Annotated in this window: 16 protein-coding genes; 4 read left to right on the forward strand and 12 right to left on the reverse strand. The window is 37.2% G+C overall.

Translation table 11 applies throughout. From position 1 onward, the window contains the following. The first annotated feature begins 206 nt into the window (after positions 1-206). Entirely contained in the window at positions 207-728 is a 522-nt protein-coding gene (locus HX062_RS13260; RefSeq protein WP_286467731.1) for a shikimate kinase, read from the forward strand. Here the strand turns inward: HX062_RS13260 and HX062_RS13265 are convergent. The 3 genes from HX062_RS13265 to HX062_RS13275 are packed head-to-tail and all read right to left on the reverse strand — an operon-like array spanning position 725 to position 2,179. Then, positions 725-1,222: a phosphoribosyltransferase domain-containing protein gene (locus HX062_RS13265; RefSeq protein ID WP_182627222.1), complete on the reverse strand. Its 498-nt coding sequence runs from the start codon at positions 1,220-1,222 to the stop codon at positions 725-727. The two genes, HX062_RS13260 and HX062_RS13265, sit on opposite strands and share 4 nt — an antisense overlap. Beyond that, positions 1,219-1,815, reverse strand: a complete 597-nt coding sequence (locus HX062_RS13270) for a methyltransferase (RefSeq protein WP_286467732.1) — start codon at positions 1,813-1,815, stop codon at positions 1,219-1,221. Before HX062_RS13270 ends, HX062_RS13265 begins: the two co-directional genes overlap by 4 nt. Next, positions 1,790-2,179, reverse strand: a complete 390-nt coding sequence (locus HX062_RS13275; protein WP_182627220.1) for an RNA-binding S4 domain-containing protein — start codon at positions 2,177-2,179, stop codon at positions 1,790-1,792. Before HX062_RS13275 ends, HX062_RS13270 begins: the two co-directional genes overlap by 26 nt. Positions 2,180-2,261: 82 nt before the next feature. Here HX062_RS13275 and HX062_RS13280 point away from each other — a divergent pair, with 82 nt between their 5' ends. Further along, positions 2,262-3,353 (forward strand): hypothetical protein, encoded by a 1,092-nt coding sequence (locus HX062_RS13280; protein ID WP_286467733.1) that lies wholly within the window; start codon positions 2,262-2,264, stop codon positions 3,351-3,353. 101 nt (positions 3,354-3,454) lie between these two features. Here the strand turns inward: HX062_RS13280 and HX062_RS13285 are convergent, their stop codons facing one another. Together HX062_RS13285 and HX062_RS13290 are read right to left on the reverse strand one after the other, a co-directional pair. Continuing rightward, on the reverse strand, positions 3,455-4,417 hold the full coding sequence (locus HX062_RS13285; protein WP_286467734.1) for a transketolase family protein: 963 nt from the start codon (positions 4,415-4,417) through the stop codon (positions 3,455-3,457). 21 nt (positions 4,418-4,438) lie between these two features. Then, the gene (locus HX062_RS13290) at positions 4,439-5,290 is read right to left on the reverse strand and encodes a transketolase (RefSeq protein WP_182627214.1); all 852 of its coding nucleotides are present in this window, start codon (positions 5,288-5,290) and stop codon (positions 4,439-4,441) included. A gap of 167 nt (positions 5,291-5,457) precedes the next feature. On the opposite strand from HX062_RS13290, the gene HX062_RS13295 reads away from it, so the two are divergent. After that, positions 5,458-6,231 carry an ABC transporter ATP-binding protein gene (locus HX062_RS13295; RefSeq protein WP_286467735.1) on the forward strand — a complete coding sequence of 258 codons (774 nt, stop codon included), beginning with the start codon at positions 5,458-5,460 and terminating at the stop codon, positions 6,229-6,231. Here the strand turns inward: HX062_RS13295 and HX062_RS13300 are convergent. Genes HX062_RS13300 through HX062_RS13310 form a run of 3 tightly spaced genes read right to left on the reverse strand, consistent with a single transcriptional unit; the run spans position 6,215 to position 8,616 of the window. After that, a complete protein-coding gene (locus HX062_RS13300; protein WP_182627210.1) occupies positions 6,215-7,216 on the reverse strand; it encodes a cation diffusion facilitator family transporter in 1,002 nt (333 codons plus the stop codon). The two genes, HX062_RS13295 and HX062_RS13300, sit on opposite strands and share 17 nt — an antisense overlap. Positions 7,217-7,226: 10 nt before the next feature. Further along, entirely contained in the window at positions 7,227-7,790 is a 564-nt protein-coding gene (locus tag HX062_RS13305; protein ID WP_182627208.1) for a pseudouridine synthase, read from the reverse strand. 10 nt (positions 7,791-7,800) lie between these two features. Then, complete coding sequence (locus HX062_RS13310; protein ID WP_182627206.1) at positions 7,801-8,616, reverse strand: alpha/beta hydrolase; 816 nt, start codon at positions 8,614-8,616, stop codon at positions 7,801-7,803. A 212-nt stretch (positions 8,617-8,828) separates the two neighbouring features. Here HX062_RS13310 and pepT point away from each other — a divergent pair, with 212 nt between their 5' ends. Further along, a complete protein-coding gene (pepT, locus tag HX062_RS13315; RefSeq protein ID WP_182627205.1) occupies positions 8,829-10,076 on the forward strand; it encodes a peptidase T in 1,248 nt (415 codons plus the stop codon). Positions 10,077-10,182: 106 nt separating this feature from the next. On the opposite strand, the gene HX062_RS13320 is transcribed toward pepT, so the two are convergent. The 4 genes from HX062_RS13320 to HX062_RS13335 form a co-directional block, all read right to left on the reverse strand. Further along, entirely contained in the window at positions 10,183-10,707 is a 525-nt protein-coding gene (locus HX062_RS13320) for a GNAT family N-acetyltransferase (RefSeq protein ID WP_182627203.1), read from the reverse strand. Between the two features lie 140 nt (positions 10,708-10,847). Further along, the gene (gene rpsA / locus HX062_RS13325) at positions 10,848-12,602 is read right to left on the reverse strand and encodes a 30S ribosomal protein S1 (RefSeq protein ID WP_182627201.1); all 1,755 of its coding nucleotides are present in this window, start codon (positions 12,600-12,602) and stop codon (positions 10,848-10,850) included. 267 nt (positions 12,603-12,869) lie between these two features. After that, positions 12,870-13,892: an EamA family transporter gene (locus tag HX062_RS13330; RefSeq protein ID WP_182627199.1), complete on the reverse strand. Its 1,023-nt coding sequence runs from the start codon at positions 13,890-13,892 to the stop codon at positions 12,870-12,872. Positions 13,893-13,894: 2 nt separating this feature from the next. After that, positions 13,895-14,368, reverse strand: a complete 474-nt coding sequence (locus tag HX062_RS13335) for an Lrp/AsnC family transcriptional regulator (RefSeq protein WP_182627197.1) — start codon at positions 14,366-14,368, stop codon at positions 13,895-13,897. Between the last annotated feature and the right edge of the window lie 522 nt (positions 14,369-14,890).

A 14,890-nucleotide genomic window follows, 5' to 3' on the forward strand; every position in this document is an offset into this window, starting at 1 on the left:
CGACTGGGGCTCGAACCCAGGACCCCAACATTAAAAGTGTTGTGCTCTACCAACTGAGCTATCGAGTCTAATCAATTCCTGATTGCGGGTGCAAATATAGAACGTTTTTTTTTAAAAACATCATGTTTTTGTTTTATTTTTGTCAACATCATCCCTCAAAAACAGGGTATTTTTACATAACTCACTATTTTACAACCCCTTATTTTATGGAAAAAATAATTATTTTAGGTTATATGGGTGCAGGAAAATCGACAATTGCGCAACAACTTGCGCAACAACTCAACCTTCCCTACTATGATCTAGACCATGAAATCGAAAAACAACAACAAAAAAAAATTAGCGCACTCTTTGCTGAAAAAGGAGAAGTCTTTTTTAGAAAAATAGAACACCAAGTCCTCCATCAACTTTTAAACAAAGAAGAAAAAGCCATCATTAGTCTTGGGGGAGGTACACCTTGCTATGCCAATAATCACGAAGTTTTACAATGGGAACACGTACATTCGTTTTACCTCAAAGCATCAATAGCAACCCTCGCTGAAAGATTAGAAAAAGAAAAAGAGCATCGCCCAATGCTGCAAATTAACACGGACGATACTCTTGAAACTTTTATTGCCAAACACCTCTTTGATCGAAGTTATTTTTATTATCAAGCCAAACACATTGTGGTTGTGGATGACAAGTCTGTAACTCAAATTGTAGATGAGCTTGTCGCTCAACTCACCAACTAGCTTAAATAAGCATACTCATCCTCTGCTGTAAAAACAACTTGAATATGCTCCAATAAGGAGGTCGATAGCGACAATCCTTTATAGTCTGCTTTAATGGGGTAGGTCTTGTGATTTCGATCGATTAAAACAGCTGTTTTCATTTTCTTAACGGGTACATTCAAGAAGTGTTTTACTCCGTAGATGAGTGTTGCACCCGAATTCAAAACGTCATCCACCAAAACAATCGCCTTTCCGGTGTACTCTTCTTCTTTTAAAGAAGTGTGAATGGGATTAATTGGATTGGCCTTGTCAATTTGAACTTCGCATAGTTTAACTTCGATAGCTGCAATCTCACTCAATACTTTGGCAATCTTTTGCGCAAATATAAAACCGCTATTCGCTACTCCAGCGATAACGATTTCTTGTTCTTCTGAAAAGGTCTCGTAAATTTGATACGCAATGCGTTTGGTTTTAAACCCAATTTGCTCTTTATTTAAAATGATTTTTTTGGTCATATCTTTTTCTTTAGTATAATAAACAATTCTCTATCTTGTCTAGGTTTAATCGAGTTGAATGCGGGTTCCATAACCTCGAGAGTAAAATACGGTTCGAACAACGCCTTATACGTTTCGCGATCACCACCGAAGGGAGGACCTAGTTGCTCAAAAAAAGCATCAAATAACACCCCTACTAATTTGCCATTCGGTCGAAGTAATTCGTACATCTTTTTGACATAATCCTCTCTTTTCTCCATAGGAAGCGAACAAAAAAACGTTTGCTCTAAAATGAGATCATATTGTCCTTCATGCGCAAAAAAGTCCCCTATAATCACGTGATCGACAGGGAAATCAGCGTGCTCTTTTGCTGTTTCTTCCATGGCAATAGCAGTAAGATCTATACCTACACTTGAAGTAAACCCTTTGCGATGCAAATACAACAACTCGTGTCCGTGTCCTACCCCGGGAACTAAAATACTTCGTTCAGTTTGCGTAAGCTGATCGATATACGCTTGTAAAGGCGTGGTAATAGACTTAGCATTCCATTTAGCCTCTTGATTGCGATAGCGATCCTCCCAATACGCTTTATTCAATTCCTTCGTCATCTTCATCTAAATCCAAGAATCCATCAATATCTCTTCGATCCTTCTTCGTAGGCCTTCCCGTTCCTTTAGCGCGGTAGTATTCTTTGGTTTGACGCAACAAATCCAAATGCTCAAAAGCCTCTGCTGGAGTTTCATCTTTGCGGTAAATATCTACCAACTTGGCCCCTACTCGGTTTAATGGGACATCTAAGACCGTTAGTTTATACACAATTTGATCTTTTCGCAACGTAATCTTATCTGTGGGAAAAACTTCGCGTGAAGGCTTTACGGTTTGCCCATTTACTGTAATATGTCCTTTTTTACACGCCTCTGTTGCTATGTTTCTAGTTTTGTAATACCGTACACACCACAAGTATTTGTCAATACGCATAATTAAATATTAAAATTCTTTATTATTCAAGACAAAAATAAAGTAAAATTGTATCTTGCACTACTAAAATAATTCAAAAATAATGAATAGACTATTTTCTATTTTTGGTATTCTTACACTTGTAATTACGGCGATCAGCTGCAATAAAAGTGATGATTCAGGAGGTTTTACACCTGAGCCATTGAAAGATTCCCATGAAGTATATGTAAATAACAAAGCATCAATCCTGAAGTATTTAAAAAACAACTACATGATTGAGCGTAACGGGGTAATTACTTTTGATAGTATTAACAGTACAAATCACACCAATGAAAAAGCTATTTTTTACGATAGCCGCTTAGACTCAATTGTGGTAAACAATGAAGATTATGCTGCTTTTTCTTTGATCGACCCGTATGATCGTACTAAAGTAATTTACAAGTATACTAAATCGGCGGATACAGTTAAATACAAAATATACTATTTGGTTTTGAACCAAGGACAAGGTCAAACAAGTTCACCTGTAGATTCGATCTTTGTTAAAAGAACGAGTTTCAGCTTAAAAAATGAACGTATTACCTCAAACAATCACCCAACAACTGGTGGATTCTATTCATTTCCTCCAACAATTGCAGAGTTAAAGAACACTGTTCCTGCTCCTTTGCGTATGTACACTGGAGAGCGTCAGATGTTGAAGAAGATCAAAACGGCTTTGCATTCAGGTATTAATCCAGATGGAACAATTTCATATGACCAAGCTACTGCTGGGCGAATTATTGTTTTTATCCCTGCGGGAATAGGTCAGTTCAACAGCGGGTTTGACAAATTAAAAGCCTATGAACCTTTTATTTCAGATTTGACGTTAATCAGTACTTTTGAACGCGATCACGATTTAGATGGAATCCCATCTAAATATGAAGTAAAACCTGAAAAAATAGGGACTGAGTTAACGATTCACGATTATTTCGAATACGACACCAACAACGACAATGTACCTAATTTCTTAGATATTGACGATGACGGTGATGGGGTTCCAACGCGAATTGAATTGCAGTATAAGGATGCAAATGGAAAAATAAAACACTACCAATACGATGCGGCAGAATTAAAGAATTGTTCAGAAACACCTCGTTATCTAGACAACACTTGTAAGCCATTTATGGTTGATGGAGAATGGGTGTGGCCAAGCAAATAAACCACGTATTACAAAATATAAAAGCAGTTGATTATCAACTGCTTTTTTTACATCTATCAAAAAAAAAGAGAGGTATTACCTCTCTTTTTTTTGTCTTTCGCTTATCGCTTAAACTTTCTGTTGATAACCAATTCTGATTTTTCAACAATATTAGCAGCTTTTAAGCCATATTTTTCCATTAATTCATCTGGTGTACCCGATTCACCAAAAGTGTCTTGTACAGCTACGAATTCTTGTGGTATTGGATTGTTCAATGCCAATACACGAGCTACGCTTTCTCCTAAACCTCCTAAAAAGTTGTGTTCTTCAGCTGTAACCACGCATCCTGTTTTAGCCACCGAACGCAAAATAGCTTCTTCATCCAAAGGTTTAATCGTATGAATATTGATAACCTCTGCTGAGATTCCTTTGGCTTCTAATACTTCAGCTGCCAATAACGCTTCCCATACCAAATGCCCTGTCGCAATAATGGTTACATCTTTTCCTTCTTGTAAAAGCACAGCTTTTCCAATTTCGAATTTCTCGTTTTCTGGCATAAAGTTAGGCACAACTGGGCGCCCAAAACGCAAGTATACAGGACCATCATGCGCTGCAATAGCTAATGTTGCTGCTTTGGTTTGATTGTAATCACACGTATTAATTACCGTCATGCCAGGTAACATTTTCATCAAACCAATATCTTCTAAAATTTGGTGAGTAGCACCATCTTCTCCTAATGTTAATCCCGCATGTGAAGCACAGATCTTAACATTTTTCTCAGAATAGGCAACCGATTGACGGATTTGATCATATACGCGACCTGTTGAGAAATTGGCAAATGTTCCCGTAAACGGAATTTTCCCTCCAATAGTCATCCCTGCCGCCATACCGATCATATTAGCTTCCGCGATTCCCGCTTGAAAAAAACGCTCTGGATGATTCTTTTTAAAATCGTCCATTTTCAATGATCCGATTAAATCAGCACATAAGGCAACTACGTTTTCGTTTGTTTGCCCTAATTCTGTAAGTCCAGCTCCAAAACCTGAACGCGTATCTTTACTTCCTGTATTTATATATTTTTTCATGATAATTCTAAAGTCAACAGATTAATAATCTCCAAATGAAGTTTCTGGATTTTGTTTTAACGCTTCTTCTAATTGAGCATCATTAGGTGCTTTTCCATGCCAAGCATGTGTTCCCATCATAAAGTCAACGCCATTCCCCATTTCGGTGTGCAACAATACACAAACTGGTTTTCCTTGTTTTGCCAACCCTTTCGCTTGCTCATATCCTTTTAGAATCGCATCAATGGAATTTCCTTCTTTGATTTCGATTACACTCCAATCAAAAGCTTCAAATTTCGCTTTCATCGAACCTAAATTCAATACCTCTTCTGTTGGTCCATCAATTTGTTTTCCGTTTAAATCGACTGTTGCAATTAAATTATCTACTTTATTAGCAGAAGCATACATAATCGCCTCCCAGTTTTGACCTTCTTGAAGTTCTCCATCACCTAAAAGTACATAGACTAAATGCTCGTCTTTATTCAATTTCTTAGCTTGAGCCGCTCCAATACCTACAGACAACCCTTGCCCTAAAGATCCTGAAGCCATGCGTACTCCTGGTAATTTATCGTGAGTACAAGGGTGTCCTTGTAATCTCGAATTTAATTTTCTGAAAGTAACTAATTCTGATACTGGAAAATATCCACTACGTGCTAATACACTGTAAAATACAGGGGAAATATGCCCATTAGATAAAAAGAAAAGATCCTCTCCTTCTCCATCCATTGTAAAAGTCTCTTTGCGATCCATAATCGCTTGATACAATGACACTAAATATTCAGCACACCCTAATGAACCACCTGGATGCCCAGAATTCACCGCATGTACCATTCTAAGAATATCTCTTCTTACTTGTGTAGTTAACTCCGTTAGTTGTTGTGTGTTCGGTTTCATTATTTCGACAATCTAAATTTATTATGCAACAAATATAAAACTTATTTACTGTACTCTATGGTATAATCCGACGAATCTAATAGTGATCTTCACCTTTTTTACTGTTGAATCTTACCTGCTAAAAAGAATGTAGTAAGTTTGTATTTGGTTACTTAAAAAAGAGGATTATGTTACATACAAAAGCGCTAACAATTGGTTATTCGACAGGACGAAGACAGACCAAGGTCATCCAAGAAAGCCTGACCTTCGAGCTTACGCCCAATTCATTAACCACCTTATTAGGTATCAACGGCATTGGTAAATCAACCTTACTGCGAACCTTGACAGGGCATCAACCTCCGTTAAGTGGAGGGATCACCCTTGGTGACAAACCACTTACCTCCTATTCTGCACATGAATTGGCAAAAGAGATTAGCGTTGTCCTCACCGAACCTATTCCTCAGTTGAACCTTCGCGTAATAGAATTACTGCAAATCAGTCGAACACCTCATGTAAATTGGCAAGCAAAATTGACAAAAGAGGATCAATACTGGATTGAAAAAGCCGTAGATCTAACTTCAATCACCTCTTTAGTACATCAACCGCTAATGAATTTGAGCGATGGCCAATTGCAACGGGTGTTAATCGCTAAAGCCCTTGCCCAAAACACACCGTTGTTGATTTTGGACGAGCCCTCTAGTCATTTGGATCTCAACCACAAAGTCAAGTTATACCAACTCTTACACCACCTTACACGAGAGGAAAATAAAACCATTTTATTTTCCAGTCACGATATCGAATTAGCTCTGCACTTTGCAGATGAAGCCCTAGTTCTTCAAGCTGATGGGTATACAAAAAACACCATTGATGCCTTAATTGCCAATGGTGTTTTTGATCGCTTTTTTCAAGAGGATTACTTGCGGTTTGACAGGCAAAACAAGCGTTTTACTCTTGTCCAGTAGTACTGGTATGTCGTTTATTTTTTGAAACATTCTCTATGGTCCACTTGATTTGTCTTTCAAATGGTTCCTTGCGGAATGGACAATCTTGTTTGCTACATATTTTACACGAAAACGTCTTACAGTCGTCCATGTGAACAAATAGTTCTAAATCAGAACCAAATTGATCACTGATCTCCTTTTCTAGCAATTCTACTTCCTTATGCCCTTCTACAATGGTAAAATACCAGGGAACCGTCATGTGACAATCAAAGTGCAGCACACTGCCATACTTTATGATGCGCATATTGTGTAGGTCAATCCAGTTCTCTTTTCGGTTGCTTTCTAAGTATTCTATTACCTCTTCTAATAAGGCTTCGTCAGTTTCATCCATAATTCCCGATACTGCACCTCGAACAATTTTATACCCTGTAACAATAATAATCAAGGCAAAAATAAGGGCAACCCCACTATCGATCCAATGCAAGTTAGTGAAGAACAACAAGAGCAATCCTAAAATAATTCCGACAGTCGAATAGGTATCAGATTGGAGGTGTTTTCCACTCGCTACTAGCGCAAGTGATTTGTTTATTTTTCCTTTTTTGATTGCGTACCACCCCAGAACATAGTTAACTACCGCAGTAACCGCGACTAAAAAGATTCCGTAATCGAGTTGTCCTATCGGTTGCGGATTAATGATGTTGCGTACCCCCTCAAAAATAATGGCTATTCCCGCCATGATAATCAATCCTCCTTCGATAGTTGCAGAAATAAATTCTACTTTTCCGTGGCCATAGGGATGGTTTCGATCTCGAGGTTGTGCCGATAAATACAAGCTGTACAAACCGATAAAACCGCTAATGACGTTGACCACACTCTCCAAAGCATCTGTAAAAATAGCGACAGATCGAGTCATATACCACGCAACTAGCTTTATCAGAAACAACAGTACACCAACAATTGCTATAATTTTTTGAAATTGGTAATTCTCATTTGCTTTACTATGCATACACTTAGTTTTACAACGTTGTTACTTCTTTTACCTCTCCCACTTTCAAACCAGCCAGAGCAATATTTCCGATTCTCACACGAACCAATCGCAAGGTCGGAAATCCGACGCTAGCAGTCATTTTTCGCACTTGTCTAAACTTACCTTCTGTCAACACAAGGCGAACCCAACTGGTTGGCCCATGTCTTTCGTCTCGTATTCTCCTTCCTACACCAATCCAATCCGGCACTTGATCCAAAGCTTCGACTTCGCATTCTTTGGTGAAGTACTTTTCTCCCTTTACACCAATTTCCACGCCCTTACGCAATATTTCAATTGCTTCATCTGTAATTCGTCCATCCACTTGTGCGTAGTATTCTTTTTCATATTTTTCCCCGCGTATACGCTCACTCATCATTCCATCGGTAGTCAATAGCAACAATCCTTCTGAATTTTCATCCAATCGCCCTATAGCCATAGTTCCTACTGGAAAATCAAATAACTCTCCTAATTTTCTTTTGTTTCTTTTCTTTTCGTATATAAACTGACTGATATACCCGTGTGGTTTGTAGAGAAGAAAGTGTCTGTGTTCCATTATGTGTTAGTTATTTTTCAAATGTCTTAGTGTAAAAAGCGTTAATTGCATCGATATAACCTTCACCGTGATAGGTTTTAGTCATGGCTTGAAACCCTTGTAAGTGTCCTCCTTTATAGGCAACCACTTCGCTTTTGGGATTTAGTGGTTTCACTCGATGGCTGTCTTGCATCGTGGTCAATCCATCGCGATCGCCAACAATAAATAAAACAGGAAGCGTTAAACGCGTCAAGGCTTTGTCATACGCATTCGCACCCGGAGGTAAGTGGATTTCTTTTTCCAAAAAATGATACAAGCGTTCAATAATTATTTTGGGATCCACCACAAAACCATCAGCGATTAAGTAGTCATACGGTTGAACATTATGTGTAATAACTGCAGAAATTGTTCCCATAGACAGGGCCCAAACGCCTATTTTTGTATTGAATTTTTCTTTCGCATAAGCAACAACGGCTTGCAAATCAATAGCAAATTCGTCGTAATACAGCATATCCTCTTCCATTTCAAAAGCATCACTTGCCCCAAATCCACGATAATCAAACATCACTACTGTATAGCCCTGGTTGACTATTTCAATCCCCTGCCTGAGCCAATACGACATATTACCCGCATCGCTATAGGCGAGAATTAAGGTTCGATTCAATCGATTAGCATCATCGGGATATATCGTCCAGGACTGTAAGGCATACCCATCCGCAGTCTCAATCTGCACTTCCTCATAGCGAAATTTAGAGTTTGCCGGCGTGTCAACATATTCTTTTATTGGATTTACAGCCAGTACAACTTGTGCAAATAACAAGCTCAACAAACAAAATAAATGCTTCATTACGCGTCTTTTTTGAATTGAAATTCAAAGATACAACAATCCTTCTTTACAGATTATTGCCTTGCCGTGAAAATAGCGTTTACTAATGATATTCTAATTTTTTTAAACTAGCCCCAAAGAGCAGGGTAAAACTACTGCCGTGAAAAAGCCTGGACATTATAAGGCTTTCATTTAATAAATTCATACTTTTGTTAGATATAAAATTTAATACTATGCAACATATTATTGATCGTTTCATCAGTTATGTGACTGTTGATACAGAGTCTGATCCTTCTTCTCAAACCTGCCCTAGTACTGAAAAGCAATGGGACTTAGCAAACAAACTAGTTGAAGAATTAAAACAAATTGGTCTAGAAGACGTAACAATAGATGAGAACGCATATGTGATGGCAACTTTGCCTAGCAATGTAGAGCATGAAGTACCAACAATTGGTTTTATTGCTCACTTTGATACATCACCTGATTTTTCTGGTGCAAATGTAAAACCACAGATTGTCGAGAACTATGATGGTGGCGATATTGTTTTAAACAAAGAACAAAATATTGTACTATCTCCTTCATACTTTAAAGATTTATTACAATATAAAGGGCAAACACTAATTACCACAGACGGTACTACTTTATTAGGAGCGGATGACAAAGCGGGAATTACAGAAATCGTTTCAGCGATGGAGTATTTAGTACAACACCCAGAAATTAAACACGGAAAAATCAGAGTAGGATTCACACCTGACGAAGAGATTGGTCGTGGAGCACACTTGTTTGATGTGAAAAAATTCGGTGCAGAATGGGCTTACACGATGGATGGAAGTCAAATTGGAGAGTTGGAATACGAAAACTTCAATGCAGGATATGCGAAACTAACTTTCTCAGGTAAGAGTGTCCACCCTGGATATGCAAAAGGGAAAATGATCAACTCAATTCTTCTAGCAAATAAGTTCATCAACAAATTGCCAAAAGACGAAGTACCTCAAAAAACGACAGGATACGAAGGATTCTTCCACGTGCACACAGTGAGTGGTAGTATTGAAGAGTCTGTTGTGGAGTTAATTATACGCGATCACAACCTTAAGAAATACGAGCAACGCAAAGTATTTATTGACAAGTTAGCGAAGAAATTCAACAAAAAACACAACAAAAAATTCGGTGGACCAATTGTTTCTTGCGAGATTGGAGATCAGTACTTCAACATGAAGCAAAAAGTTGAACCTGTTATGCACATTGTAGACACGGCAGAACAAGCGATGAAAGAATTGGGGATAAAACCATTGATCAAAGCTATACGCGGTGGAACAGATGGATCACAGCTATCGTACATGGGATTACCTTGTCCGAACATATTCGCTGGGGGACATAACTTCCACGGAAAATACGAATATGTACCTGTAGAAAGCATGGTAAAAGCAACAGAAGTAATCGTTAAGATTGCTGAGTTAACCGCTTCTAAAGCAGTAAAATAATAAATGTATAGAAAAGGAGATTCGATTGAATCTCCTTTTTTTATAGCACGAGTATTGTTTCTCTTTTTAGCTATACCTTGTACACCCTTATAAAATAGGAACAGTATTACTTCTTTTTAAGGCTATAGCCAGATCGAAGTCTAGCCATGACGATTTTATCGTGATAAGCCCCCTGTCGATAGCAAGCTTCTTTCAGGACCCCCTCGACGGTAAATCCAGCTTTTTCATAGGCTTTGATGCCGCCATAATTCAGTTCTGAAACAGTGAGCATGATGCGATTCAACTGCAGGACTTCAAATCCGTATGTGACAACTTCTTGCGTAACTTTTGTACCAATTCCCTTGCCCCATTGTGATTTATCTCCAAGGAAAATGAAGTATTCTCCGCTGTGATTCAGCGTCGATATACCACTGATCCCCGCATAGCCAATTAGCTCTCCTGATTCCCTTAAAAACACTCCAATATTGTAGGTGTTTTGTTCATCAAACAAACCTTCATACCAAGCGTCTATTTGTTCTTTTGAGGTTAAACGCTGAAAGAGACTCAAAGAAAACTTGATCACTTCTTCATCATTAATCCAGGTATAAAAAGGGATTACATCCTCTTTGGACAGCGGTTTTAATTCAATCATGGCTGTTGTATATAAATAGTATCAAATAACCAAAGATAAGATCCATTCTCAAAACAATACAAGCATTCGCGATTTATCTAAATAAAAAAAAAGCCCTGACACAAAGTGTCAGGACTTTTTAGCTTGTATAGATGAAAGGATTAGTTTCCTTTTTCCATTCTTTCTTTCAACTCAGCAAGAGCGTCGATATCTCCTAAAGTTGTTTTTTCTGCAGTGTTTACAGAAGTTTCAGCTGTTTTCACATTTTTCTCTTCTTCTTCGCGGAAGATAGAAGTGTGAGAAGCTACTACTCTTTTGAATTCTTTGTTGAACTCGATGATTTTGAACTCAGCAGCATCACCTTTTTTCAATTTCTTCCCGTCTTCTTTTTCTAAGTGACGAGTTGGAATGAAAGCTACAACATCTTCTTCGAAAATTACAGTAGCACCTTTGTCAACTAATTCAGAGATTTCACCATTGTGGATTGTACCAACTGCGTAAGCATCTTCGTATTTATCCCATGGGTTAGCTGTTGTTTGTTTGTGACCTAAAGATAATTTACGTCCTTCAACGTCTAACTCTAATACAACAACGTCTAATTTGTCTCCAACGTTTACAAACTCAGATGGGTGTTTGATTTTTTTCGTCCAAGATAAGTCAGAGATGTAGATTAATCCATCAATTCCTTCTTCTAATTCTACGAATACACCGAAGTTTGTAAAGTTACGAACGATACCTGAATGCTTAGATCCAACTGGATATTTAGCAGTGATATCTGTCCAAGGGTCTTGTGACAATTGTTTGATACCTAAAGACATTTTTCTTTCTTCTCTATCAAGAGTTAAGATAACTGCCTCTACTTCGTCTCCAACTTTTACGAAATCTTGTGCAGATCTCAAGTGAGTAGACCAAGACATTTCAGAAACGTGGATTAAACCTTCAACACCTTCAGCAACTTCGATGAAAGCACCGTAATCAGCTAAAACAACTACTTTTCCTTTTACTTTATCACCAACGTTTAAGTTAGAATCTAAAGCATCCCAAGGGTGAGCGTAAAGTTGTTTTAAACCTAATTGAATTCTTGTTTTCTCGTCGTCGAAATCTAAAATTACAACATTTAATTTTTGATCTAACTCTAACACCTCGCTTGGGTGATTGATTCTTGACCAAGATAAATCTGTAATGTGGATTAATCCGTCAACACCTCCTAAGTCAATGAATACTCCGTAAGAAGTAATGTTTTTAACAACACCTTCTAACACTTGACCTTTTTGTAATTGACCGATAATTTCTTTTTTCTGTACTTCGATATCTGCTTCGATAAGCGCTTTGTGAGATACAACAACGTTTTTGAATTCGTGGTTAATTTTAACAACTTTGAATTCCATTGTTTTGTTTACGTATTGATCGTAATCACGGATAGGCTTAACATCAATTTGAGAACCTGGTAAGAATGCTTCGATTCCGAATACGTCAACGATCATACCTCCTTTAGTTCTACATTTTACGAAACCATTAACGATTTCTCCTGACTCATGAGCAGCAATAACTCTATCCCAAGCTTTGATTGTACGAGCTTTTCTGTGAGATAAAACTAATTGTCCGTATTTATCTTCTCTAACGTCGATTAATACTTCAACTTTGTCTCCTACTTTTAAGTTCGGGTTGTAACGGAATTCGTTTAATGAAATAACACCTTCAGACTTAGCATTGATATCTACAATCGCGTCTCTGTCAGTGATTCTCACTACAACTCCCTCAACTACTTCCTCGTCGTCTGTAGAAATAAAAGTTTTGTCTACTAAGCTTTCAAATTCTTTTAATTGATTTGCATCTACTGCATCGATACCATTTTCATAGTTATCCCAATTAAAATCTTTTAAAAATTCTTCCTGTGTTTTTGCGTTTTCAGACATGTGCTGATAATAAATTTGTATTCTGCATTATCTAGTTTCTTTATACAGCGATAAGGAACAGAAGTGGTTTTACATTTATAACTGTTTGACTTTTAGTGAAACAACGCTGATCTAAAAGCTGTGCAAAAGTACAACATTTTTTAAATGTAAAAAATATATTTGTACTATTTTTTAAATCAAATGACTCACCCCTAAAGTATTAGACAAAAAAAAAGCTAGCGCAATGACGCGCTAGCTCTAATCAATTTTATAATAATGAAAAAAGAATTAATTACTCATATGGAGTTGTTCTTTGTCTTGAGTGTCCATGCGACGTTTCTTTTGAAACCCCTTAAAGAACTTACTGTCTTTATAAAGGTCCCAATTCATTAATCCAACACTAAGCAAAACAACAACTAAACCGCCAATTTGAAGACTTGTAATAATATCGTCCGTAAAGAAATAGCTCAAAGCTACTGCAACTACAGGGTTTACATAAGCATACGTACTTACTTCGGTTACAGGTCTGTTTTGAATCAACCAAATATAAGATCCAAATGCCAAGATTGATCCGAAAGTAATTAAATACACTAACGAGAACCATCCTGAAGCTGAAATCTCATAGATATCAAACTGCGCATATTCACCGTTTAACAAAGCCACGATGGTAAACAAAACACCTGCTGTAATCATCTGCCATGATGTTTTCACCATTACGTGTAAATCTTCTCCTTGATTCTCATTTTTTGTTTTAGAATACTTCGAATAAAGCGAACCAACTGTCCATGCGATTGATCCCAAAATCAATAACACCATACAGAAAATATTTAGTAAACGTTGACTCTCGTCACCAGCGATTGTAATTTGTTCAGCGAATAACATGATAACGCCAACGAATCCAAGGATCAATCCCAAGATAATGGGTAAACTTGAAAAGTTGTGTTTCCATTGTTTCTTATCTAAAATAATAAACCACAAAGCTGCTGCTGCGGCCATAATAGCAGCAATACCACTTGATACGTGTTGCTCCGCCCATATTAAGGCTCCCATATCAATGAAGAGCAATAGAAATCCTGTAATACACGCTTGTTTTACTACTTGTTTATTAAAGATCTTATATCCTCTCATTTTACAATAGGTCAATAAAATCATACTAGCAGCAAAAAATCGCAAGGATCCTAAAACAAAGGGCGTAAAATCACTCAATGCTTTATGAATAAAAAAGAATGTAGACCCCCATACAAAGTATACTACTAAGTATGCACCTAAGACTAATTTATTGTTTGTTTGATTTGTAGCTACTGCTTTCATACCTATTCTAATGTATCTGGAATTATTAATTTATTATCTTCTTTTACTGTTTGTAAGACGATTATTGTTCTTGTCGAAATAATCCCTTCAATCTTTGATAGGGAGTTGCGCATTAAATTTACAAGTGCAATAGAATCCGATGTTCTTACTTTTACGATATAACCGTCATCACCAGCAATATCGTGTACTTCTAAAACTTCTGGAATTTGAGCTAAAGCTTTTCCTGTGTTTTCATCTCCAATGATCTCATCTACTTTAATAAAAATAAAAGAAAGCATTTTCTGATTGATTGCATTGGGATTTACTCTTGCGTGATAAGCTACAATCGCATCTTTGTGTTCGAGCTTCTTTACTCGTTCTAACACTGCTGAAGGCGCCATTCCAAGCTCACGAGCTAATTCAGAATTATTGATTCGCGCATTGTCTTGCATCATACGCAAGATCTTTAAATCAATTTCATCTAACTTATATTCCATCGTTATCTAGTTTTACACGGCAAAGATAATACAAAAGAATAATATACGGAAATATTTAATGTTTAATGAATATTATTCGGTAGTTAAATATTTGTAAACATAAAAATTCTGACATAAATTCAAATATTACGAATAATTCAATGAAATTAGATAAAAAAAACGTTTTTGATAATTATACTTGAGGAGAAGTGAGTGCTAAGTTGTTGTTCGCGCTTTTTGTTGTTTGCACGGTTTATCTCACCTAGTTTACAATTGTTTTGGTGTTCGATGAATCTACGATTTGTTAGTTGCGCGGTTTGCGCGGTTTGTTAGTTGCGCGGTTTATCTCACCTAGTTTATATTTTGTTTTGGTGTTCGATGAATCTACGCTACGCTACGATTTGCACGGTTTGTTTAGTTTCTTCATTTGTAAGATAATTGTGCTTTACAACGAGCATCGAACGATGAGCATCGAACGACGAGCATCGAACGACGAGCATCGAACGACGAGCATCGAACGACGAGCAAAGAGCGACGAGCAAA

The sequence above is a fragment of the Myroides sp. DF42-4-2 genome, from assembly GCF_030326445.1.
GTDB lineage: Bacteria > Bacteroidota > Bacteroidia > Flavobacteriales > Flavobacteriaceae > Flavobacterium.

Bases quoted from the DNA above. Each gene is read 5' to 3' on its own strand.
- HX062_RS13305 (WP_182627208.1), bottom strand. From the start codon at position 7,790: ATGGAACACAGACACTTTCTTCTCTACAAACCACACGGGTATATCAGT.
- HX062_RS13265 (WP_182627222.1), bottom strand. From the start codon at position 1,222: ATGACCAAAAAAATCATTTTAAATAAAGAGCAAATTGGGTTTAAAACC.
- HX062_RS13295 (WP_286467735.1), top strand. From the start codon at position 5,458: ATGTTACATACAAAAGCGCTAACAATTGGTTATTCGACAGGACGAAGA.
- HX062_RS13335 (WP_182627197.1), bottom strand. From the start codon at position 14,368: ATGGAATATAAGTTAGATGAAATTGATTTAAAGATCTTGCGTATGATG.
- HX062_RS13285 (WP_286467734.1), bottom strand. From the start codon at position 4,417: ATGAAAAAATATATAAATACAGGAAGTAAAGATACGCGTTCAGGTTTT.
- HX062_RS13300 (WP_182627210.1), bottom strand. From the start codon at position 7,216: ATGCATAGTAAAGCAAATGAGAATTACCAATTTCAAAAAATTATAGCA.
- HX062_RS13280 (WP_286467733.1), top strand. From the start codon at position 2,262: ATGAATAGACTATTTTCTATTTTTGGTATTCTTACACTTGTAATTACG.
- HX062_RS13270 (WP_286467732.1), bottom strand. From the start codon at position 1,815: ATGAAGATGACGAAGGAATTGAATAAAGCGTATTGGGAGGATCGCTAT.
- HX062_RS13260 (WP_286467731.1), top strand. From the start codon at position 207: ATGGAAAAAATAATTATTTTAGGTTATATGGGTGCAGGAAAATCGACA.
- HX062_RS13330 (WP_182627199.1), bottom strand. From the start codon at position 13,892: ATGAAAGCAGTAGCTACAAATCAAACAAACAATAAATTAGTCTTAGGT.
- HX062_RS13320 (WP_182627203.1), bottom strand. From the start codon at position 10,707: ATGATTGAATTAAAACCGCTGTCCAAAGAGGATGTAATCCCTTTTTAT.
- pepT (WP_182627205.1), top strand. From the start codon at position 8,829: ATGCAACATATTATTGATCGTTTCATCAGTTATGTGACTGTTGATACA.
- HX062_RS13290 (WP_182627214.1), bottom strand. From the start codon at position 5,290: ATGAAACCGAACACACAACAACTAACGGAGTTAACTACACAAGTAAGA.
- HX062_RS13310 (WP_182627206.1), bottom strand. From the start codon at position 8,616: ATGAAGCATTTATTTTGTTTGTTGAGCTTGTTATTTGCACAAGTTGTA.
- rpsA (WP_182627201.1), bottom strand. From the start codon at position 12,602: ATGTCTGAAAACGCAAAAACACAGGAAGAATTTTTAAAAGATTTTAAT.
- HX062_RS13275 (WP_182627220.1), bottom strand. From the start codon at position 2,179: ATGCGTATTGACAAATACTTGTGGTGTGTACGGTATTACAAAACTAGA.